At 52.4% G+C, this 22,778-nt stretch carries 16 protein-coding genes; all 16 read right to left on the bottom strand.

Features of this window, described 5'->3' with window-relative positions:
* Window positions 1-19 precede the first annotated feature (19 nt).
* The 16 genes from CBE72_RS15420 to CBE72_RS15345 all read right to left on the bottom strand — a co-directional run bounded on the left by CBE72_RS15420 (window position 20) and on the right by CBE72_RS15345 (window position 22,735).
* The gene (locus tag CBE72_RS15420; protein WP_100144766.1) at window positions 20-1,162 is read right to left on the bottom strand and encodes an HDOD domain-containing protein; all 1,143 of its coding nucleotides are present in this window, start codon (window positions 1,160-1,162) and stop codon (window positions 20-22) included.
* Between the two features lie 138 nt (window positions 1,163-1,300).
* Window positions 1,301-3,781, bottom strand: a complete 2,481-nt coding sequence (locus CBE72_RS15415; RefSeq protein ID WP_100144764.1) for a S9 family peptidase — start codon at window positions 3,779-3,781, stop codon at window positions 1,301-1,303.
* A gap of 200 nt (window positions 3,782-3,981) precedes the next feature.
* Window positions 3,982-4,554, bottom strand: a complete 573-nt coding sequence (locus CBE72_RS15410) for an aminodeoxychorismate/anthranilate synthase component II (protein ID WP_100144762.1) — start codon at window positions 4,552-4,554, stop codon at window positions 3,982-3,984.
* A 194-nt stretch (window positions 4,555-4,748) separates the two neighbouring features.
* Window positions 4,749-6,128, bottom strand: coding sequence for a tetratricopeptide repeat protein (locus CBE72_RS15405; protein WP_100144760.1), 1,380 nt, complete (start codon window positions 6,126-6,128; stop codon window positions 4,749-4,751).
* On the bottom strand, window positions 6,125-6,793 hold the full coding sequence (locus tag CBE72_RS15400) for an energy transducer TonB (RefSeq protein WP_100144758.1): 669 nt from the start codon (window positions 6,791-6,793) through the stop codon (window positions 6,125-6,127). Before CBE72_RS15400 ends, CBE72_RS15405 begins: the two co-directional genes overlap by 4 nt.
* Before the next feature lie 3 nt (window positions 6,794-6,796).
* Window positions 6,797-7,198 (bottom strand): ExbD/TolR family protein, encoded by a 402-nt coding sequence (locus CBE72_RS15395; RefSeq protein ID WP_100144756.1) that lies wholly within the window; start codon window positions 7,196-7,198, stop codon window positions 6,797-6,799.
* Window positions 7,195-7,599, bottom strand: a complete 405-nt coding sequence (locus CBE72_RS15390) for a MotA/TolQ/ExbB proton channel family protein (protein WP_100144754.1) — start codon at window positions 7,597-7,599, stop codon at window positions 7,195-7,197. The genes CBE72_RS15395 and CBE72_RS15390 overlap by 4 nt, the downstream gene beginning before the upstream one ends.
* Complete coding sequence (locus CBE72_RS15385) at window positions 7,592-8,851, bottom strand: MotA/TolQ/ExbB proton channel family protein (RefSeq protein ID WP_100144752.1); 1,260 nt, start codon at window positions 8,849-8,851, stop codon at window positions 7,592-7,594. Before CBE72_RS15385 ends, CBE72_RS15390 begins: the two co-directional genes overlap by 8 nt.
* Window positions 8,848-9,621, bottom strand: a complete 774-nt coding sequence (locus CBE72_RS15380; RefSeq protein WP_100144750.1) for a DUF3450 family protein — start codon at window positions 9,619-9,621, stop codon at window positions 8,848-8,850. The genes CBE72_RS15385 and CBE72_RS15380 overlap by 4 nt, the downstream gene beginning before the upstream one ends.
* Complete coding sequence (locus CBE72_RS15375) at window positions 9,618-11,300, bottom strand: ABC transporter ATP-binding protein/permease (RefSeq protein WP_100144748.1); 1,683 nt, start codon at window positions 11,298-11,300, stop codon at window positions 9,618-9,620. The genes CBE72_RS15380 and CBE72_RS15375 overlap by 4 nt, the downstream gene beginning before the upstream one ends.
* A 41-nt stretch (window positions 11,301-11,341) precedes the next feature.
* Window positions 11,342-14,143, bottom strand: coding sequence for a M16 family metallopeptidase (locus CBE72_RS15370; RefSeq protein ID WP_167387685.1), 2,802 nt, complete (start codon window positions 14,141-14,143; stop codon window positions 11,342-11,344).
* 64 nt (window positions 14,144-14,207) lie between these two features.
* Window positions 14,208-16,640 (bottom strand): TonB-dependent receptor plug domain-containing protein, encoded by a 2,433-nt coding sequence (locus CBE72_RS15365; protein ID WP_100144744.1) that lies wholly within the window; start codon window positions 16,638-16,640, stop codon window positions 14,208-14,210.
* 576 nt (window positions 16,641-17,216) lie between these two features.
* Window positions 17,217-17,618: a hypothetical protein gene (locus CBE72_RS15360; RefSeq protein ID WP_100144742.1), complete on the bottom strand. Its 402-nt coding sequence runs from the start codon at window positions 17,616-17,618 to the stop codon at window positions 17,217-17,219.
* A gap of 81 nt (window positions 17,619-17,699) precedes the next feature.
* Window positions 17,700-19,655, bottom strand: a complete 1,956-nt coding sequence (locus tag CBE72_RS15355) for a BCCT family transporter (RefSeq protein WP_100144740.1) — start codon at window positions 19,653-19,655, stop codon at window positions 17,700-17,702.
* Between the two features lie 393 nt (window positions 19,656-20,048).
* A complete protein-coding gene (locus CBE72_RS15350; protein ID WP_100144738.1) occupies window positions 20,049-21,080 on the bottom strand; it encodes a hypothetical protein in 1,032 nt (343 codons plus the stop codon).
* Complete coding sequence (locus CBE72_RS15345; protein ID WP_100144736.1) at window positions 21,071-22,735, bottom strand: hypothetical protein; 1,665 nt, start codon at window positions 22,733-22,735, stop codon at window positions 21,071-21,073. The genes CBE72_RS15350 and CBE72_RS15345 overlap by 10 nt, the downstream gene beginning before the upstream one ends.
* Window positions 22,736-22,778: the final 43 nt, after the last annotated feature.

Genomic DNA, 22,778 nt, shown 5'->3' with positions numbered 1-22,778 from the left:
CTACAGGCGCCACAAGCGCTTAAAGCAGTTCGGGTTTGCGGTAATTCTGGCCTTTGAGACGAATGAGTTCCTGTTCAGTGAGCTCATGATACGCCATCATGATCCGCCTGTCCCTGAATTCCAGTTGCCGCATCTCTTCCAGTAAAAAACACTTAGCAAAACAATCGGCTTTGGCTAGCACAGCCGCATGGGGTGAGAGTTGATTAAAACTCAGTGCCGTATCCCGCTCTTTAAGGAGGGTCACCATGGCGGCATCCGCAAACCCAAGCTGGGTCGGCAGTTGCCAATTGAGCGTTCCAGCATGTTGTTTGATCAAGGAATAGACCAGGGCCGCGGGGAAATCACACAGGGCAATGGCATCATAGAGTGCCTTATCCCTGTCTCGACTCGCCTCTCTGAGCCAGGAGCCACGCAACTGCTCAAACAGCTTGGCGCTCATGGAGAGCAGCACAGAGATCCCCAGTTGTTGCATCAGGGAAACCGCATACAGCATAGGGGCATCCAAGTCATGTAACTTGGCCAGGGTTCTGGCAGCAATGCCCTGCACCTGCGAGAAGCGCCATAGCTTACGTACCGTCCAAAGCAGACTGGCATGACCTGTGGGCAGCCAATGACGACAAGTGTAGTAAGGGACTAAAATGCGCAGATTTTCAACCCCGATATAGCTGAGTACCAACTTGAGATCTGTCAGCTGTACATCCAGATTCTGCGGCCTGCGAGCCCTGAATGAGGGACTGTTGACCAGAGAGCTCAAGTCTCTCACCAGCCAACTCTGCTCGGCAACGACCGGGCGAAGACGTGCTAGATCCAGCCTTGGATGCTGCAATAGCTCCAGCAGCAAGATCTGTTTGTCTGTGATGCCTGATAAGCGTGTCACCTCTTCGATGGAGGCAAGACGGTTGCCGAGCTCTGCCGCCAGGGTCTCGATTAACTGAGCCGATACCTTCTGATAGAGCGCCTTGGCTTGTTGCTGCCTGGCGAGCCGCTCCAGAGTCGCCTCACGTTCAACCTCAAGCTTGAAGGCCACCGCCTCCAGCTCAGGTTCAAGCTCATCGCCACCGCTGTCAATGCGCTGCTTACCCAGTATCAGTTGTTGATACAGGCGCTGCTCTATCTCTATTACACTACCGGGTTTAACGCCACCCGCTACCGACAAGGCCAAATCAGTCCCTTCCTGCCACGCCCGTGTCCGGGCCCTGTGTTTTTATGTTAGCCCCTTTATTGTTATATATGTAGCGGCTTTATCAGCAATATCTTGATAGCAAAAAGAAACAGGCCTCGAATGAGGCCTGTAAAGTGATTATTTCAGCTCTTGTTCAAACAACTTATAGATGCGGCGATACTCGTCCAGCCAGCTCGATGGCTGTCTGAAGCCATGGGGTTCCACCGGATAGATAGCCGTCTCAAACATCGGCTTTTCCAGCTCTATCAGTCGCTGCACTAGGCGGACACTGTCCTGGAAGAAGACGTTGTCGTCCATGACTCCGCTCATGATCAGCAGCGGCTTTTGCAAACCCTCGGCATGGTAGATGGGCGAGCTGCGTTCATAGGCGATGTGGTCCACATCCGGGGTGTTGAGTATGTTCGAGGTATAAGGCGCATTATAGTGAGCCCAGTCGGTCACCGGCCGCAGCGCGGCACCGGCCTGGAACAACTCGGGTTGAGTAAACAGTGCCATAAAGGTCAAAAAGCCGCCGTAAGAACCGCCATAGGTGCCCACCCGCTTGGCATCAACATTGGCATGTTGGCTCATCCACTTGACGCCATCGGCCAAGTCTTCCACTTCCGGATGCCCCATGTTGCGGTAGATAGCGGTGCGCCAGTCGCGGCCATAGCCTTTGGAGCCGCGATAATCCATGTCCATCACCACATATCCCTGCTGTGCCAGCAGGTTATGGAACATGAACTCACGGAAATAACCGGAAAACCCATAATGGGCATTCTGCAGATAACCGGCACCATGATTGAAGATCACTGCCGGATATGACTCGGCGCGATCCTTGTCGAAACCGGTCGGCAGATACACCCTGGCATAGACTTCACCGGCGCCATGGCTGGAGGGCACGGCAACCACCTCAGGCGCCTGCCAAGGATAACTCTTGAAGCTATCACTGGTGTAATGGGTCAGTTGAGTCAACTCACCGCCTATGGCTTGAATATAGAGTTCATCCGGCCGGGTCAGGCTGGAGGCGGTCAACAGCAGCGAACGACCATCCGGGCTCAGGCTGTAGTCGAGCACGCCATTCCACTGAGTCAACTGTTCATCTTTGCCGCTACTGATCTCAACCCGATAGACATTGTACTTGCCGGGGTGATCCTTATTGGCCTTGTAGTAGATATAACGGTTATCCGGGCTCAGGGTTAAGTCACTGACCACGAACTTGCCCGAGGTCAAAGCCCGCGCCTTACCGCCGAGTGGCTTGAGATACAGCTGCGAATAACCGCTCTCTTCCGACAGATAGTACAGGGTGTCGCTGCCGGGTAGCCAACCGTACTGATTGTAGTCATAGTTTACCCAGGCATCATCATGCAGCCTGTGCTCAGTGATTAGCTTGCCCTTGGCCAGATCGACCCGGGCCAGCCAACGGTCTTTGTTGTCCACGGCTTCCAGCATTACGGCCACTCGCTCGCCCGACTCTTGCCATTGAATAGCGCTCTGGCGCCAGCCCCAATCCTGCATCAGTTGGATCTTGCGCGGGGCTTTTTTGCTTTCATAGCGCTCGCCTTTCGCCTTGGCGTTTTCGGCCTTAACCTCGGCCAACACATCCTGGTCGTAGCCGAGCAAGCCTTCGATGGTTATCTCTTTCTGACTCCGCTGCTGCAAATCCAGCAACACCAAACGCTGCCCCGGAGCCTTGTCTTCAGCCACTCTGGCTCGCACCGGCACGGGATCGACATAGCCATCTTTGCCAAGATAGTTAGGCATGATGTCATGCTCGCCACGCCAGTTATAACTCTTATCCTGCAAAGCCAACAACAGATAGCGACCGTCCGGCGACAGGCTCAGTTCCACCAGTTGCTCACTCTCACCCAGATACCAAGGCTTGGCCGTCAGGGTCGGATCTTCACTCTGTAACTGCTGCTGATATGTCTCCCGAGACTTGGCGTTTTCCTGCTGCTTGGCCACATAGCGGATCAGTTTATGTTGCTCTTTGGCGAGATAAGTTTCCGGCTCTTGGGTCTGCACCGGCTCTTTGGCCATCTTGATATCCGCGAGCTGTTCCACAAGGCCCGAGCCTACATGCAATCTGAATACCTGCCCCGCCTGCCAATAGGCAAGATCACCATTCGCTAAAAAGCGCAGTCCTTCAATCTTGGTATTTTGCCGGGTCAACTGAGTAATCTCACCGCTGCCCAAGTCCTTTACAAACAGGTTGCCCTGATAGATATAAGCCTTGCGGCGTTTATCTGGGCTCAGAACGCCGTCTCGTTGTGAGACGGTATGCAGTTCAGACAACGCCAGTTCCTGCGCCTGTTTGTCTGTCACTCCCTGACGATAGTAACTGCGCAGCACAGATGCACTCTGCTGGCGGGCAAACAGCACAGCGCTGCTGTCATCGCTCCAGTAGGCACCTTTGGGGGCGAGTCCCATCCAATCGGGATCCGCCATAATTTGATTCAGAGTTAACGGCTTATCGGCCACAGGAGGCGCTGCCAAGGGTACTGTTTGGCTGGGGTTGGTGATCTCTTGGGTGGTGAGTTGCGGCTCGGTGGCGGCGCAGCCGCTGAGAACGGCCAGAGTCAAAACACTCAGACCGACATGACGCATCAGGCTTTTCATCATCCTTCCTTTATTTATAGTTATCTTGGCCGCCGGGAAGCGGCATATGATAGAAAACAAGCGATTGCGGCCTGTTATACCATATTTGTCAGGGGATGTTGTTCGGCAAAAGCTGAAAACTTGTAAAGGCTTGTTAAGGAGAGGGGGGTAAGTCACAGAGCATCCTTCGGGCGGATCCCCCCTTTAAACTCGAGGCTCTGCTACGCCAGACGCAGAAAATTATTCAGCAATTCCAGCCCTTGCTGGGTCAGAATGGATTCGGGATGAAACTGCACGCCGTAGAGGCGTTTCTCGGCATGGCTGATGGCCATAATTTCCCGCCCGTGTAGCGGGTCGTCATACCAGGCATCCAGAGTAAAACCTTGGGGCACGCTGTCAATCAACAGCGAGTGATAACGAGTCACAGTCAAGGGGTTGGCCAGGCCTTGAAACAGCCCGTGGCCATGGTGACTGATTGCCGATGTCTTACCGTGCATCACCCGCTTGGCCCGAACCACCTTGGCACCGAACACCTGAGCCAGCGATTGGTGTCCAAGACAGACACCCAGAATAGGCAACTCACCGGCAAAATGTTCGATGGCGGCCAGCGAGATCCCCGCCTGATCCGGGCTACAGGGCCCGGGAGAGATCACCAGATAATCCGGCGCCAACTCACGGATCTCATCGAGGCCAATCTCATCGTTACGCTTGATAACAGGCTGCTGCCCCAACTGCTGAAAATACTGCACCAGATTGAAGGTAAAGGAATCATAGTTGTCGATCATCAGCAGCATATTAACGGGAACCGATTGAGTTAAAACCTAATACGGGCGCTATATTACGTTCTATGTCAGGGGCTCGTCCACTGACAGTGAGATTAAAGGCTAAACACCAGCCTTCAAGTCAGCGGTTATCAATAATGCTGTCTAACCCAAGATACCGAGCAGGGCAGCCCCCGAAGAGATAGCTCGGCCCCTCTCGAAACCGCTTAGCGGCTCAAACGCGTTAAATTGGTCACGACTTGCAGATTTTGCTTAAGCCCTGGGGTATCCGGCGCCAGATGCGACACCTGTTTCAATGCCAGCAAGGCTCTGTCGTAACGCTGTTGTTCAACCAACAGCTGAGCGAGTAGAGTCAACGCCCTGATCTGAGTTTCGGGGATATCGGCCGCCCGCTGCAGCAGTTGCTCCGCAGTTTGCGGCTGCGCCTCTTGCTTGAGCAGCGCCAATTCAATCAAGGCGTCCCCATTCAGGGCATCCAAAGACAACGCCTGAGTAAACTTTTTAACCGCAGATGCACTTTTTCCTTCCGATACCATCCCCTTGCCCATCAAGACATACAGCTGACTCTGTTGCACCTGAGGCAGATTTTTCTGTTGCATCAGTTTGGCGGCCAGCTCACTCACCGCCTGGTGTTGTTGCTGTTGTAACAGATAATTCAGGGTCACTATCAACTCGGACCAAGGGGGCAAGGTCCCGGCATTAACCACGGCATAAAGCGCCGGTAAGGCGTTTTCATGCAAGCCATTTTTCAGATAAAGCTGCGACAATTGCCAATCAATGGCTCGGCGTTGCTTATGGTTATCAGATAAGGACTTCGCCAAGGTCAAACTATTGATGGCCTTAATATCATGCCCCTGCCTTAGTGCCAGATTAGCCCTGAGCAGATAGAGTTCCGCCTCTTTTTTGCTCTGGGAGGGGTCTGACTTAATCAATAAATTCAAAGCTTGCTCTGCCCCTGCCAAGTCATCCATGGCCAATGACAGTTGCAACAGCGCTTTTTGATACTCCCGATTGTCGGCATCCAACAACAGGGCTTGCTGATAAGCCGCCCTGGCGGGGAGATATTCAGCCTCCAGCAAATAGCCGTATCCCAACATGCCATACAAGGGCGCACTGGCCTGCCGGGCCAGGGCTTTTTGCAACCAGGGGCGAGCCTCAACATAACGCTTCTGCAAGGTTAAGATCCCGGCTAACTGAACCTGGGCACGGGTGAAATCGGGCAAGAGTTGCAGGGCGCTCTCCAACGCCTGGGCGGCAGCCTTCAAATCCCCCAGCTGCTGCTCAATCCCGGCCAAGGTGTACCAAAGGGCGGCGTCTCCGGAACGGCTCAAGGCCAACTTGAGTTCAACCCTGGCCTCGGTAAACTTGTCGGCTTCAACCAATTTACTGACTTGACGCAGCACCTGCCGCTCTTCCAGATCGATCCCGGGTTCATATTGCCCTATGGGACTCATCATAAACTGCGGCACTGAGGGTAAATCTACTAACTCATTTGCTGAAGCAAAACGATAAAGGGACAACACCAGCAACACAGGCAACACTAACCAGCGCCCACCATTGGCTCCCCTCAAGGCAAAATATCTCATGCTTTAATCCTTACCGGCCAATAGAACTCGGCCTTAACTTTTACGCCGCCGCGCATTGGAGCCGTGAATCTGGCTTGATGAGCAATTTGTTGCGCGACTTGAAGCAACTCTGCCAAAGGCTGAGACTCCAGTCCCTTGAACTCAGCACTCCCGTTTTCGTGAATGACCACATGCAAGGTCAGTTGCAATTCATGCACCCCTTTTGCCGCCAGTGACTGTGGGACTTTGGCGGAAATTCGGCTGAGTAATCTTGGCACCTGATCCAACTGTTCCAAGGCAAAGGTTTCTATGCTTTCGGCAACTGTCTCCTGCTGAGACAGACTGAAACTTGGCAGCGCCAGCGCACTGGGCTCAGGTGCTACCGGGCCACTGAGTGTTGGCAATGCCACCTCCATAGGGGTGACCATTAAACTGACTTCGGCGGCCGAGTCACTCAACAGCAACTTGGGATGTTGGTTGGAGGCATCTTGATGCTGCGCTTGCGGCGGTGCGGGTGGTGGTGTCAACTTGGCCACCACCACCTCTCTCACCAAGAGTTGTTCCGGCGCCGAGGACGCGTGCTTTCTGACTTGCATTATGGTGCCCAGCAACAGCAGCATCAGCAATACCAACATGAGTTTAAGTAAGGGCCGGGGAAACGATATCCGCTGAGAAAAATAAGCCATCCTCTACTCCAAAGTCGTTGCCACACTGACGCTGGCCGATGTCGCCAATTTGCAGGCATCTATCAGCGCGATAAGGCGTCCGGCATCTATGTCTTTATCGGCCTGAATGACTACAGGGCGGTCACTCATCTGCCTCAGCAAAGGGGCAACGCCAGCAAGACCAATATGAGCCCCGCCATGCCAAACTTCACCATTGGCCGTAATGGCCAACAACACGCTCCGTTCGGCGACACTCTCGCTACTGGCAGCCTGAGGGCGATGAATTTCCACGCCGGTCTCGCGCACAAATACCGCAGAGACGATGAAAAAAATCAGCAGAATAAATACAACATCCAGTAGAGGAGAGATATCTACGGTCAGATTCTTCTCTTGCTGTTGGCTGAGCAGGGGGCGGCGATACTTCATATCTGCTGTTCCAATTGAGATTGACAATGCTGCTGTCCAAGCAGCAACAATAACCAGGCAGGGATCGCGACGGCCAACCCCACCTCTGTGGTCAACAAGGCTTGCGCCATTCCCCGAGTTATCGCCTCACCATGCCCCTGAGTCATGGCCTCGAAACTGCCGAGCAAACCATCCACAGTCCCCAATAAGCCGAGTAACGGTGCGGCACTCACCCAGGCAAGCAGCTGTACACACTTGTGGTTACAGCATTGCCAGCAACTTTTGCCACCGACACACTTAAGTTGCAGTAGTAAATCTGCCAGCTGCCAATAGAGCACTACGGCAAAAAACAGAATAAACACCAAAATGGGGCCGCCCCCGAGCACCCAATCAGGCAGATACTGGTGCAAAGCGTCACTCATCTCGTCTATCTCCCAACTGGCTCAGCAACATGGCGTCGGCTTCCAGCTGATTCAATAAGCCTTGATGACGTCGGCTGAGCCAGGCATGAATGAGCAATGCCGGGATCGCCACCACCAAGCCCAGCTCAGTAGTTATCAGGGCTTCAGAAATGCCACCCGCCAATAAGCTGGAATCCTGATTGCCAAACAGATTCATCATTTCGAAGGTATGGATCATGCCACTGACAGTCCCCAGCAACCCCATCAGAGGAGCCACGGCCGCCGTTGCGGCGATCATTGCCATACCGGCATCTTGACGGGACTTGAACTGCAGCAAAATTTGATGCAACTGATCGGCCATGGACTCCATACCACAACCCCGGCGCTGCCAAGCCTCACGGATCAATTCCCGCTGCCATCCGGCGCCTTCCGGTAATTGGCCATCAGACATAAATCTGGCCACCAATGCACAATTGGGCTTGGGTTGGCCGCGAAGCTGCCAGGCTTTTTTCAAGGCCATCACCAGCGCCAAGATTCCCATGCCAATAATAGGGAATACCCATATGCCGCCAAGCTCCAAGCGCTGCCACCAGTTTTTTTCCTCGGCGGCAATGCGCAGGGCGCGGCTTCCGCTCACATCGACGGGGAGATGGCTGGCCGATGTCTGGCTCAAGGACAGCATTATCACTGGCAGCTCATGGCCAAGGGTGTCCTGCCATTGCAGTAGACTCAGCTCTTGCTGCGTCAGTAAATAGCTGAGGGGGCCGATATCCAAGCGCTTGCCACTGACAATTGCGCCATTGGCGGCAATCGCTTGCCCTGGCGCCCATTGCGGGGCCAGTTTGCTCGGTAACTCGGCTAACTCTTGCTGTAACACACTCAAGGGATCGCCGCCATTATGACCAGCATGACGAACCAACAGATTATGAATATAGCGATTTTGCTCCTGCCATTGATTCAAACGCTTTTCCATGGCGGCAATACTGACAAAGGCTTCATCCTGCGCTCGGGTTTGCCCCGCCAGTTGCTGGCGTAAGCCAATGAGTTCAGTTTCCAGAGCAGTAAGCTGTTTGAGCAGGGCGCCCCGCTCCGATTCAACCCGCTTTTGCGCTTGCGTGAATCTGTCTTTGGAGTGAGCCAATTCTCGCTTCAACTGAGCTTGATATTCGAGCATAGGATCTTGGGCATTGGCGCTGTGAGCCATGCCCAAAGGTAAGGCAGTGACGGCGGTGATCGTCACCACAGCAAAGATCCCAAACAGGCGTTTTTTCATTGGCCATCACCTCCCTGATCGCCGGTAAGCAAAGGCAGTGACACCAAAGCCGCAGACTGCTGCTGTAAGTAAATGGCAAAGGCGTTATTGATGGCATCATGGTCCTCTGCCGCAACGGTCTGCCACTTCCAGCCTGAGTCATCCGGGAACCCCACTCCGGTGCGGGAACCGTCCGGCAAGCGATAAAGTGCTCGCCCCAGGCCCAAATAGAGCACTTGGGCTTGCCACTGTTGTTCTTCCAGTACAAGCAGGGTGTGATCCAAACTTATGCTGTGATCAAAACTCACCAAGGCCTCGATTAAATTTACCAAGGCCGTAAATCGACTGGCCAATTTTTCCTGGGAATTAAGCAGCAAGTTCAACTCGTCTTGCTGCTCACGCACCACGGGAGCCGGCAATCTTGACCAAATGGCAGACAACCGCTGGGCGGCTGTATCCACCAATTTGCTGTACTGCCCGGCCTCTTGCTCCAGCAATAATTGCTCCGATGCCAATGCTTCCCGGCGAGCTCCGGCCTCACCCTCCTCGGCATTAGCCGATTGCAGCCTCTGTTGCAGCAACTGGCGTTCCACTCGATAGTTGTTGAGTAAACGACTCAGGTTTTGTTGTTCCTGTTGCCAGTGAGCTTTCAACTCTGTACCGGCTTTGTCATATCCCAACTTCTCTTCCATCATAGCGTCGGTTGTTTGCAGGGCATCGGCATAAGCGCCTGAAATCAAACCTAGGCCCAGCATGCCAATACCCAGGCGCCACCCGTGTAGCCGTTTCATTGTGCCCCCCTTAGGTTTGCCACATTGGCGTAAGCGTTCAGATCCAGTGTTTGTTCAAATAAGGCATCTAGATGGCGTTGATGAGAGACCATCATGATGCTGGTTTCTGGCAATTGCTGTTTCAGCACAGTCACCATGGCTTTGGCAGAGGATTCATCCAAGCTGCTGGTCGCTTCATCCAAAATCAGAGTTTGGGGTTTGTGTAAGAGCGCTCGGGCGAGGCTCAATCTCTGCTGCTCCCCTCCTGAGAGTTTTTGCTGCCACGGCGCTTCAACATCCAACTGATTGACGAGCGCTGCCAGCCCCACCAAGCTCAAGGCTTGTTGCAGCTCAGAATCCGTCCATAACCCCTCCCCCGGATAACACAGGCAGTCCCGCAGCGAGCCACTGGGCAAATAAGGCTTTTGAGGCAACAGCAGAGTTTGCCCCTGGCCGTGGCGATAGCGGCCTTTATAGAAGGGCCATATTCCGGCCAGCGTTCGTAGAAGCGTTGATTTGCCCAACCCACTGGCGCCGCTGATCATCAGACAAGCCGCCGGATTCAGTCGAAAATCCAACTCTTCAATTAACCAGTCGCCATTGGGTTTGGCCACTGACAGCTTGTCACAAGCGAGCCCTTGCGCCTTGGGGACTTCATCCCCCAAGGGAAGTTGTTCAAGTGCCTGTATAAACTGGGATAAACGTACGACGGTGGCACTCCAGCGAGTCAGCTCGTCGTACTGGTGCACAAACCAACTGAGCGCACTGTAGACCCGCATAAAAGCCATCCGCACTTGGAACAGACCACCTATGGTGATGCTCTTGGCCAATAATGCCGGGATCCCGGCAAACAAGGGCAACATAGTGGCAATCCTGTGATAGGTATTGATGATGAAACCGAGCTTTTTCTCGCGATTCATCAAAGAGATCCAGTTACCCGCAATATCGTCGAAACTCTGCTTCAATTGCTGCTGTTCTCGACGTTCGCCCCCCAGCAAGGCGATCTGCTCGGCGGCATCCAATTTACGTAATAACAGGGCACGAAAGTTGGCTTCTTTACGCTGTTGCTGGAAATTCAAACCATGTAATTGATGGCCAAAGAAGTGGGTCAACATGGTGCCGAAGATGGAGTAGATTAATGCCACCCAAAACAGATAACCGGCAATTTGTGTCGGCTCTCCCTGCCATTCAAAGCTGAGATTACCGGACAACTGCCACAGAATGGCGGAAAAGGTCAGCAAGGTGGCCAGCGACTGAATACCGCCGACAAACAGTTTCACTGTGCTGTCGGCCAATAGCCGCGTGTCTTCGGCTATGCGTTGATCCGGGTTATCCGGCTCACTGCCCAGTCCCAGGCGATAATAACGCTTGTCTGTCAGCCACTTGCCGACAAACTCTGCGGTCAACGCCGTACGCCAACGTATGACTATCAGTTGGATCAACCAGTTGCTATAAACCGCCAGTAAAACCAGCAAGGCCAAAATACCAGTAAACTCAATCAGTAACGGATAGATTTTATCCACATCGACCGCGGCGATAGCATCAAAAAACTCACCGTTCCAATCATTGAGCCATACAGCCACTTCCACTTCGGCCAGGTGGGCGGCAATACACACGCATAACAGCACCCAGGTAAACCAGTTGCGCCTGTCGGCCCAGTAAGGTTTAGCCAAAAGCCAGAATTGTTTCACTATCAACATATACACTCTCCGGCCCGGCGAGAAACGCCGGGCCCGCTTGCTCAATTCAATTCTGGGGTCAAACGTGCATCAATCTGATTGGGACTGGTCAGCACCACTTGGGCCAGGGCATCCAATTCCTCTTTGGTCACCTGTTCCAGCCAGTTCAGATAATCTTCCGGCAAACGTTCAAAGCGATTGAATCTGGCGTTATCCACCAAGGTACTGAACCTGTGTCTATCGGTCAGTACTTCAGGCGCCAATGATGATTGAAACTGTTGTTTCACCTGAGCCAGCTCTCTATCGGTAATCCCCTCACTCAGTACTTTGCTGATCACATCAGAGGCAAGCTTACGCAGTTCATCTCCGCGTTGCGGTTGATGGCTGTAACTGATCATGCCGTAGGCCTGTTGCCGCTCACGATCCAGGCGTATACCAAACCTTGGGCTGTATACTCCACCGGCAGATTCCCTCAAGGCCTCTCTCAAGCGAGTACCGATAATCCGGCTGAGAAGCTGTGCCTGCTGCTCGGCGTCAACACTGTAAGGGTAAGCAACATTAAACAGCACAGTCGTCAGACCGACAGGCTCCTTGCCGGCTTGAATACGAATGTCATGCTTACCTTCACCAAAGGCCGGGAGCACTTTATCGGTACGAGCTATGCCTTTAGGTAGATGACCAATATAGCGGCTGGCAAGATCGAGCACCTCTTCAGGCTCGGCGTCACCGACAATGACCAACTGATGATCTGCCGCATGACCAAAAATGGCTTGCCAGGCTTGCAACAGCTGCTCGGCGGTGATCTGTGCCAACTCCTGCTCCTGCATTGGCAACATAATGGGTAATGCCTGATAACGAATAGCATCGATGGCGTGATTGAACTGACCGGCGGCGGTTGCGGTGCGGTTCTTTAATCCCCGCTCAATCAAATTTTTGCGTGATTGCCATACGGCATCATCGGTTTGCGGTTTTGTCAGCCGCAGGTTCAAATTTTGCAACCAGGCTTCCAGGCTATGCCTGTCCGTGTTGCCAAACAGCATATGTTCGGTCGCAGAGACAGTGGCCATCTGGCGTATCTGTTTTCCGGCATTGGCGACCGCCAGTTCAGAGGCACTGTGCCCGCCATAACCAAACAGCCCCAGGTTCTGCGCCGACAATTGCGCGGCTCGCTGTTGCGCTTGTGGCAGATGCGTGCTGCCACCCAGACCTTGCCAACGGATCATCAGTTGATTCTCTGTTTCCTGGCTTGGCAGAAACCAAACGCTGGCGCCATTGGCGAAACGCCAGATATGGGTGTTATTGATCTCCTGATGGGATACCGGCTCTACCTTATCGGGGCGAGCTTCAAACAAAGGCTTGATCTGAGCGCTCTTTGTTGCGACCGAAGGTGGATTAGCCATGGTCTCAAGCCATAGCTGGCGCACATCACCTTCACCGGGTAAGGCATCATGATTCTTGGGATTGAGCTGCACTATTGCCGTTGGTGCCCGCTCATCCAACATGTCAGCGAAATAGCGATTGATTTCATCCAAAGTAATCTTGCCCAGCAGCTGCTCGGCCCGTTGGAATTTTCCGCTTGGATCAAATAGAGGAGATTGACTGCGAATTTGGTTGAATATCGCCATCAGGAGCCGATTGTTGGTGGCATTGGCCTGCCCTTCGGCAATCTGCCTGTAGCGCTGCAGGGTGTTAGCCTTGGCGACCTCAAGATCTGTGGCTTCAAAACCATGGTGCTTATAGCGGCTCAACTGGGTAAACAGCTCTGAGAATCCTTGCGCATACTGTTTGTCTTTAAGAATGGCAATAATGCGGTTGTTATTGTATCCAGGGATCAACGGCTGGCTGGCGGCCACCATACGGGTAATATATTCACCATCGGTCTGATAGGTTTCATTCAAACGCTTGCTCAACATGGCCATCGCCAACTCATTGATCAGCTCACCGCGCAGGCTCGCCGTATCCATCACCTCGGCCTGAACCCCACGCAAGCTGATGGATACCACTTCAGTCGTGATTTCATCATCTTCAATACTGGCAAGTTGCAGTGTGTTATTCAGAGGCAGGGTGATCTCGGCCCGCTGCGGTAATTCAGCCGCTGGCTTGGCCGCAAAAAACTGATTGAGCAGGGGTAAAATAGTGGCTTTATCTGTATTACCGACGATCACTAGGGTCATATTATTGGGGTGGTACCAGGTTTCCCAAAAGTCCTTTATCCGCCCCGCATCGACATGGCGAACCAACTCCATATCACCTATGGGATTACGCTCGGCATAACGGCTGCCTTGGAGCAGAATGGCTCGGTTTTCTGTCCCCATTCTGGCCATCATATTACGTCCGCCGCGCCACTCTTCCTCAACGACAGGACGCTCTTTTTCCAATTCTGCGGCATCAAATTCCAGCTCAAACGCCTGTTGGGACAACATGTTGAAGCCTTCTGTCAACATAGGCAGCGAATTATTGGGTAGATGCAAGAAATAGGAGGTCGTGTGGTACTCGGTCATGGCATTCACATCGCGGCCAAACGCCATACCCAGCGCTTCTTGGTGTTCAATAATGGCGTTGCCCGGAAAGGCCTTGGTGCCATTGAATGCCATGTGTTCAACCAAATGGGCAATCCCCTGTTGATCATCGGCCTCATCTAGGGAGCCGGAATGCACAATCAATTGCAGAGAGACACGCTCACCGGAATGTTCATTGTGAGCAAACACATAGCGCATACCATTGGCCAGCTGCCCTTGTTCAATGCCACTGCGAAGAGACAAGGTGTTCATCACCTCGGGGGAAGCCGACTGCGGTACAACAGGCTGGCTACAACCTGTCATCAAAAGCGTACCAACGATGACAGCCAGGTAGAGTTTTTTCATAATTATTCCAAGGTTATAGCAACGGGCCAACGGCATTGGCCCGTTTTAAATCAAATGAAGAAGATCAATTGCGGATAGTCAGGCTCAGCCAAACCTCACGGCCCTTGTTGAAGTAGTTGAAGCTCATGTCGCGACCATTGATGTTGCTGCCATGGGTGCTGATCTGAGCATGGGAGTCCAGTAAGTTGGTAACACTGAGCTCAATACTGGCGTGATGTTTCACCAAGGCTTCCGGGCTCCAGCGCAGACTGGTATCCCAGGTGATTAGGCTATCCATTTTGGCCGAGTTGATGGCTTTGGCTAGGGTTGTTTGGCCGTCTATCTCAACCCTTTGATACCCGACCAACTGGCTGAGATTACGGCCATCTTCATAATTGAGCAGATTACTCCAGGTCAGCCCCAGGCTGTCCCATTCAATATCAGCCCCCAATCTGGCTTCCCATGGAGAGCTCAAGCCGGAAGTATCCATTTCTGAACTTTTGATCAATTGGCCGTTATAAATGACCCACTCCTCCTCATAGGCGTTGGACAGATCATTGACCGCATCATATTTAGGGCTAAAGTTACCGCTGGCTTTGCGGTCCTCATAGGACAGATTTAAATAAGTCGACAACTTCCCGCCAACAAAATTAAATCGTTCCAGGTTGTGGATATCCAGACTCAGGATATGACTGTCACTTTTAATCTCATTGGCAATGCGATCCTTGACCATAACCATAGATAAGCCCTTGCGTTGCTGCCGCATGAGGTATCCGCTATTGATCCCCCAATTCCCCAGCTCCAAGTCCCAATTCACGCTGTATTCATTGGCGTAAGGTACTTCTGCAGTATTGAGATCAAGAACCTGACTAGGGTTAGACGAAAGGCATTGATAATCAGCCAACTGGTTACTTGAGTAGTCACCGGTTGCTGAGGTGCATTTTTTATACTGTGTATGCAGGATTCTAGCTTCATTGCGCAGCGCCCAACTCAACTGCTCGCTGGCATAATAACGACTGGTACCCAGTGTCACTCTATTGGTAAATTCAGTGTCAAAATCCCAACTGGCACTCAGCCGAGGAGAAAATACTGTATCGTCAAACGCCTCCAGATGCTCCAAACGTCCGCCCAGATTGAGCGTCAATTTATCCCATGCCACTGTATCCGAAGCAAACAGGGCGATACGGCGGCTATCGACCTCAACCCTACCGGCCTCATACAGGTTCCAATTAACTATACTCTTGTTATCTGAGCTTTTTTCTGAGTATTGAAAGGCACTAAAGTCCTTATTTCTCTGCTGCATCGCCTGCTGGCTGACAAACTCAGCCCCCAGCATAAGGTCATGGCGGGTTTGTCCGAGATACAAGGGAGCCAGCTCAAGCGTTGACTTGAGCTGCCAAGTGTCTTGAGTCTGGCTGAGGTTGCCGAGCCCTCCGATGTTTTCCCGTTTAAAGTTCTCACCGGAAATGATATTGATCCTGAGATAATCGACCTCAGATGTGCGGCTATCTTCGAGTTGGTCAAATGCCAAAGAGGTATTCCAGGTCCCCCAATCGAAGACACCTTCGAGTTTGAATGTTGCTCCCAAGCCTTGATGTTCACTGGTGGAGTCGCTTTCGGCCTGAGCGGCGTCATTATTCAAAGCATCATTACGAAATGCCTTGCTACTGAAACTGGAATAACGCAGATCTGACTGCAGCTGCCAACGGCCCCATTCCAGGAAATGGGTCAGAAACAGGTTGTCGATGCTCTGACCGTAATCTTTGACTTCACCGCCATTATTAAGTGGAATTTCCGAGTCTTTGCGACTCAGATTAACGGCAAGTTTCTGATGTTCACTGATGGCGCCACTGAGGTGCAAACTATGAAATCGTTTTTGATAATTAGGTTGATAGCGACCATCACCATAGGCCCCATCATCAAATCCTTTATCCTTGGCCGAGGTCTCTGGCTTGGCATTCCAGTCGCTGTCGGTCATGCGATAGTTATATTCCAGTTGGAATTCGTTCGTCGGTTTACGCAATTCGACATTGACGATCCCGCCAGTAAAACCGCCGTATTCAGGGCTAATGTTGCGCTCCAGAACCTCGACACTCTCCATCAATGCGGTATCGACAAAGTATCCGGAAGTATGGCCTGAGCCCAATGCTCCCGAATTTTCATGTGTGCCTGCGGTAGTAATATTATTGGTCGATACCCCACCAATCATATATTGAGTCTCATGAGGCCGGGCTCCCGCAATGGAGATAGCTTCCGGCGCAAGATCCCCCCCTCGCATACCGGAAATTCCGTTATCCACACCGATACCGGATTGACGCTGTAATAAACTGGAAAGGTCTGTATTGCCAACAGGAGTATTGGCGATCTGTTGCCGTTCAATATTAATCCCGGCCTGCACCTTTTCGGTTTCGGCTTGAGTTTCTGGCAAAGTCGCTATCTCAGCTGCCAGCGCCTGACCGCCATAGAGGCTCAACAATATGCACATAGACAGCTTAGCGGGGGCATGTTTCCGGTTCATTAGAATCCTTATCGAGGGAGTGGACAGACAGTGGCCATATTGTGCAACATCTTACAAATAAAAATCCAGACACAAATGAGATCCATTATCATTCCGTGACATGTGCAGTAATTTTTACTTTTGGAAATACCAAGTTAATAAACTCGGCAAAACAACCAACCGCCATCAAACCGATTAGAAATTAAAGATTAAAGCTAAAAAACAAATTAACTGTCTGTGTAATGCCGTCAGGGGAACGGCCGGGAGGATTGCTTGAAAGTTGTCAAAAACCGGGCGGCGCAGGTTGGATAGAGTCGCAACCGCCCCATGGCTCGCTGTGTATGTTGTCTGTTCGAAGGAGGATAGCCCGAGTCTGTCATCAGACACTTGACCCGCCGCCAAAGCCGCCGGATACCTCACAGCCGTTGACTGCCGATGAGCGCTAACGAATGCAAAAGGGCTCGATTGTCTTCTCGGGAGGAATCAGACAACCCTAGAGCAAGACGAGTCGAGCATCGTAAAGCGCATGCCACATGGCTGTGGTTTAACAAAGATAAAGAGGCGTTGCCGACCCAGGCACAGCCTCCTTTAACTGTCTCAGCTGCCTTTGAGTGAACGCAGGAACAAACCTATGCCACCTGTCAGCAATACTAGGATCACCAAGAGATCAAAACTACTCATGCTGCGCAGGCTGAAGTGAATGGTAGAAATAACCCCGAAAATCATCGCTGTGATTGAGCCAATCGCCAATAACCAGCCAAGAATATTCTTGCCGTTATAGAAAATCATCCCAACCCCTAGAATAAAGGGCACCAGGATCATACCGCCGGTGATCCCCCACTGGCTGCCAAATGCGGGAACACCATACAAGCGGGTGCCAAGACCAAAACTGCTGGATACCCTAATGGCATTGAGCAGCATGTAACCACCACCACACATCATGATAAGGCCAATAAAAAACTGACCAATGCCGCCGGAACTCCCTCCCGCTCCATTCATGTATAACGTCCTATATTCAATTGATTTATGAGGTAAAAATTTTAGCTGTTTTAGGCCCGGGCGGCAAACCGGGCCATAGCGTTACGAGTCGCGGCCGTTGAGGCGTTCAATGATCTGTGCCTTGGCTTCTTCCTGCGCCTGCCGCGCTTCCTCCTCCTGTTTCTGCCGCATCAAATCATTGAAAGTAATACGGGCAGCCTGGGCTTGCTCCGAGGCTTGCAGCTTACGCTCCTTTGCCGCCATGGCTTCATCAGTGAGGCGCTGCAGCTCGGCAAGAGTCTCATCGGGCGCATCCCCCAACTCCAGATGCGATTCACTGCGGCTCAAGGCTTCTCGGCGCAGCTGTTTTTTCAGCTCCCAGATGGCATCCAGGGCTTCACGCTCGGCGTCGGCGGCCTCGATGGCGCTGTCTCGCAGCTGCTCAAACTTGGCCAGCGCCTGGCCCTCACGGCTCCAGGGGTCGACCTCAGGCAGATCCGAAATATTTATCACGGGATCCTCGTAACCATCCTGATGACTCAAGTCCAACATGGCCGCCTTGACCCCGGACATCATCAACATCACGGCGATCACCAAGAGCGGTAGACCACCGACGATAGCCGCCGTCTGCAAGGTGGCGAGCCCCCCCATAAACATCAGTACCGAAGGCATAAAAGACAGGGTAAAGGCCCAGAATAGGCGGTTCCAGCGCAGTGGTTCCTCGGTGACATTGTTTTGCACCACGGATGCCAGAATATAAGAGATGGAATCAAAGGTGGTGGCGGTAAAGATGATACACAAGATCGTAAAGACGGCGATGACCAGGTAACTGAACGGCAGCTGCTCCAATATCGCAAAAATCGCTCTGGTCGCCCCTTGATCATTGAGGATCGCCACCACATCCAGCTCACCGGATAATTGCAACGACAAGCCGAAGTTACCCAAGATCATAAAGTACATGGCACAGCCCAGGGAGCCGAAGAAAATTGAACCGGCCACCATCTGTTTGATGGTGCGGCCGCGGGAGATCCGCGCCACAAACAATCCCATGCTGGGGGCAAACACCAACCACCAGGCCCAATAGAAGATGGTCCAGTCCTGAGGGAAGTGGGTATTTTCAAAGGTGCCCAAACCACCGAAAGGCTCGGCCCAGGTGGCCATCATAAAGAAGTTGCTCAGCATCCGCCCCAGGGAGTCCAGGCCGGTTTCCAACATAAAAATGGTAGGGCCGGCAAACAGAATAAATGCCAGCAGCGCCAGTGCGCCCCAGAAGTTGATATTACTCAGCACCTTAATACCTTCATCCATTCCCTTGTAGGAGGAATAGGCAAACAGTGCAGTACACAGAAGCAAAACCCCTATCTGGCTACCCGTGGTCGATGGCAGATCAAACAGGTAACTCAGGCCTTCGTTGATCAGCGGCGCCGCCAACCCAAGCGTTGTCGCCGCCCCACCCAGCAAGCCGAAAATAAACAATATATCGATAAACTTACCGAGCTTGCCATGACTGCGGCCTTCACCTATCACGGGCATCAAGGCTGCCGACACCTTGAGCACGGGTTGCCTGCGAACATAAAAGAAGTAAGCGATGGGGATGGCCGGGATCAAATAGATGCTCCAGGCGATAGGTCCCCAGTGGAAGAGGCCGTAAGTCGCGGCCCAGCGCACCGCTTCTTCACTGCCGGCTTGAAGTTGGAACGGCGGGTGTTGATAGTAATAGGCCCACTCAATCGTGCCCCAATAGAGAATACTGGCGCCTATACCGCCGCAAAACAGCATTGCCGCCCAGGAAGCGGTGGCAAACTCCGGCTTTTCATCGGCATCGCCGAGCTTGATCTGGCCGATATCCGAGAAGATGATATAAATCATAAAGAAGAAGGCGGCTAGCCCAAGCGACAGGTAAGCAAAACCCAACTTATCCGTCATAAACGCCTTGGCAACGGCTATCCATTCGGCCCCTTCAACCGGAAACAGCGCCAGTGGGACCACCACCGCCAGCAGCAAGCCCAGGGCACCAAAGAAAGTGGCTTTATCTATGAGTTCGAAGTGTTTTTTCATATTTTTGGCTCTTCTGTTCGTTCCCACTCGGGTATAAGGCCACGAGTTGAACGCCGTATTAAATAAAATAGGCGCGGACAGACACCCGGTCGATAATATTGATCCGGAAAATGTACAAAAAGTGACGCAAATCAAAGCGATGTTACGTTGTGAGATGTTTGTATCTTATTCGTGTGAGTTACGAGGTATTTAGGTAACCAAGCGTAAAGCGTTTTAGACCATAAGGATTTATGAGCTTGATTGCAAGTTTGCCCGGTCAGGGAGGGACCATTCACAAAAGCAAGGAGAGTGATAAGGCCAAGAGAATCAAAAGAACAAAGGAGCCCACAGTCACAGGGGCCCCATACAGACAAAATACCAACAAACGGCAGAATCCGGCAGTCTGTCGCTTCGTTACTGCTTCAGCTTCACCCAGGCGGCCTGGGTATCACGGCTGCTTCTGGGGTCCTTGGGCACCAGCCAAAGCAGCATCATATTCAGCAGTGACGTCGAGAGCGTGGCTCCCCAAAGCAGCATCAGTGAGATGCTGATAAGGATATAACTGACGTAGGAGTCTATTGAGGACAGGGCCAGACCGAAAACCACACCGCTCCCGGGTAATAACAGTAGAGTAATAAACAACATCAAACATACCGTCTTGGCGACTGACCACCCCAGATTACGAGCCCTGCGACTGATAATCCTGTAGCCGAAATAGAGGCTGGGCAGTAACCAAAACATGATGAGCGTTCCTGTCCCCTGCCCTTCAAGCCGCAGCAGAGAGCGCAACGCAAAAGAAGGGGAACCGGAAGTTTGCACCATAAAGATTAGCCATCCGAGAAACAATCCGTTGCAAAGCCCCAGTATCATGCTGCTGCGAAAGAAAGCCAACGCCGGCGTCTGACGATCGGGGGCACACCCCTTACGATGAGCCAGCAAAGGGTGTTCAGGTTCAACTTTTACCAAGGGAGGCCGAAACAGGTAGATCAGTAACTGCACCACCAGCCAAACAACAGCGCAGCCCAAGGCAAACATCAAGCCAAGCCAAGGTATCATCTTGTCAAACTGAAGCATGCTCAGTAGCGTTGGGTAGGAGAAGCCGAACAGGATGTTCACCAATGCCAGAGGCACACCGCCCAAATACCCGAACGCCCGTCGACCAATAGCAATATGCGCTGCCAGCAACCCCGCACCTATGCTGAGTTGTAGCCCAGTTGCCAAGATAGCCAACAGTGAAATAAAGAAGTCGACCTCTTGGATTGCCAGCAGCAGTGAAGGTGAGAACATGTACACCAGTTGCCACTGATAATGGATAGCCAGTATGGGCAGCAGCGCAATAAAATAGCGACTCCGGTCGCGGGCTTTTTCTGCCCCGCCAAACTCTGGCTGAATAAAGAGATCGCTAATCACCCTCGCCATGCTGTTGGCCGATTGTCTCAATCCCATTGCTCATCCTCCTCGGTATCAGAGTGCAAGCTCAAAAATGCTTGCCATTCAGGGCTGTTGCCATGGCGCAGACCCAATTGATACAAGGCATCGCCTTCACCACCAAAGAAGTTTTCATGATCAACATCCAGTGCATTGCCGTATTCGGTAATAAGAGGCAGGTACTGCACATCCTGTAATCCCAACTGCAAGGCACAACTGGCCAGCGGCGTCCCCCAGTTGGCGCCATCACATTGATCACTGCCGTCAAAACTGCGGCAAAACTGCTGCAGAATTTGCGCCATCAGCGGCAAGGCTTCGGCGTGACAGGCTGAACGTTGGAAAAAACTGGCCTCATCCCATTGCTGTTTGCCATCGGTAAACCTAAAGGCCAAGGTCTTGCCGTGCAACAGCTTGCTGCAATCCTGAGTCAGTGACTGCAGTTGGCGCAGCGCGTCGAGTTGGCCTTCGGTACTTTCGAGATCGGCAACCTTTATCAGCGTATGTCCAAAACATTGCAGCGCCTGGCGCTGCGCCTCACTCAGCCTCCAGTTGTGCTGCCAGTGACAGGACTCCAGGGGTAACGAGATAGGGCTGCCTTGCCACTGTGCAGGCTCAGGGAAAGGGCAGCGCAGCAGTTCTTCGCGATCCGAGAAGATCAACTCTGTACCTACATGCAGCAGTTGCCCCTTTGCCAAGAGGGTCAAAGGCGGCGTTTGCGGATCCAATGCCAACCTGACCACCAAACCATCAGACCAACTCAGCCACAGCCCATCGGCCTGCCAGATAGAAGTATCCAACTGTTCGAGATGGAAAAGCGCATCCTCTTCGTCTTCACAAAGCCGCACAACTCCGGCCTCCGAGCGCTCACCATTGTCGAGATTGAGCCATTCAACCCCAATGACAACACCCGCATCTGTCTCTCGAATCACTGGGATGGCCGCCAGGGCTCGTTGCGGACAAACCGCAATCGCCCCAGGTTCAGGGTCCCATTCAAGCACTGAATCGTCCAGGGGAAATACCTTGAACTTCACTCCTTCGCCCTGGATATCAATGCGAACCATGTAGTGCAGTTCTTCGTCTTCATCTATGACATGCATAAGCAAGCTGTTGTCCGGCCCGGCATAAAGACGTTGATTGAGATTGGTGTTATTCAAACAAAAGTAAGGCCCATCCTCATCCAGATAGTCATAACCACCGCCAAAACAATCTTCATCATACAGCTGGGCTGAAATCTCGCTGACAGCGCCAACTTCAGGAATAAGAGGCAGGCGTTGCAAGGTTAAGTCCGTATCCTTGCCCATCTCATAAAACAGCACCAGCAAGGCATCACCACCACTGTTGACAACACCCTGGACACTACCAAATTTACTTTGATAATCATGCAGTAAACGGCATTGCTGCTGCGCGGGATCGTACAGATAGAAAGCACCAAATTGGTTGCCAAAAACACAGGCGCCATCCCGGGTTTGCCCTTTCAGGGTCACCAGTCCCTTGGATGAACTCAACTCGGCAGCCCAAAGCAGTTCGGTGCCACCTTCATCGAACGGACGCATCTGCAATAGATGGAGAACCGGGCCACCTATATCAGACTTTACTTTCAGCAACCTGGGGCCCAATTCGCCCCCCTGGGCGTATCTCTCTGGATACGGGGCAAAATCCAAAATCTCAATCACAAAACAACCCTTTGTTATTTATGATAATTACCCCTGAATTAAG

This window comes from Shewanella carassii (assembly GCF_002777975.1).
Lineage (GTDB): Bacteria > Pseudomonadota > Gammaproteobacteria > Enterobacterales > Shewanellaceae > Shewanella > Shewanella carassii.
This window is presented reverse-complemented; position numbering and strand designations above follow the sequence as displayed.

Excerpts from the sequence above, each read along its gene's own strand:
- CBE72_RS15415 (WP_100144764.1), bottom strand. The coding sequence starts at position 3,781 with ATGAAAAGCCTGATGCGTCATGTCGGTCTGAGTGTTTTGACTCTGGCC.
- CBE72_RS15410 (WP_100144762.1), bottom strand. The coding sequence starts at position 4,554 with ATGCTGCTGATGATCGACAACTATGATTCCTTTACCTTCAATCTGGTG.
- CBE72_RS15405 (WP_100144760.1), bottom strand. The coding sequence starts at position 6,128 with ATGAGATATTTTGCCTTGAGGGGAGCCAATGGTGGGCGCTGGTTAGTG.
- CBE72_RS15400 (WP_100144758.1), bottom strand. The coding sequence starts at position 6,793 with ATGGCTTATTTTTCTCAGCGGATATCGTTTCCCCGGCCCTTACTTAAA.
- CBE72_RS15395 (WP_100144756.1), bottom strand. The coding sequence starts at position 7,198 with ATGAAGTATCGCCGCCCCCTGCTCAGCCAACAGCAAGAGAAGAATCTG.
- CBE72_RS15390 (WP_100144754.1), bottom strand. The coding sequence starts at position 7,599 with ATGAGTGACGCTTTGCACCAGTATCTGCCTGATTGGGTGCTCGGGGGC.
- CBE72_RS15385 (WP_100144752.1), bottom strand. The coding sequence starts at position 8,851 with ATGAAAAAACGCCTGTTTGGGATCTTTGCTGTGGTGACGATCACCGCC.
- CBE72_RS15380 (WP_100144750.1), bottom strand. The coding sequence starts at position 9,621 with ATGAAACGGCTACACGGGTGGCGCCTGGGTATTGGCATGCTGGGCCTA.
- CBE72_RS15375 (WP_100144748.1), bottom strand. The coding sequence starts at position 11,300 with ATGTTGATAGTGAAACAATTCTGGCTTTTGGCTAAACCTTACTGGGCC.
- CBE72_RS15370 (WP_167387685.1), bottom strand. The coding sequence starts at position 14,143 with ATGAAAAAACTCTACCTGGCTGTCATCGTTGGTACGCTTTTGATGACA.
- CBE72_RS15365 (WP_100144744.1), bottom strand. The coding sequence starts at position 16,640 with ATGAACCGGAAACATGCCCCCGCTAAGCTGTCTATGTGCATATTGTTG.
- CBE72_RS15360 (WP_100144742.1), bottom strand. The coding sequence starts at position 17,618 with ATGAATGGAGCGGGAGGGAGTTCCGGCGGCATTGGTCAGTTTTTTATT.
- CBE72_RS15355 (WP_100144740.1), bottom strand. The coding sequence starts at position 19,655 with ATGAAAAAACACTTCGAACTCATAGATAAAGCCACTTTCTTTGGTGCC.
- CBE72_RS15350 (WP_100144738.1), bottom strand. The coding sequence starts at position 21,080 with ATGGGATTGAGACAATCGGCCAACAGCATGGCGAGGGTGATTAGCGAT.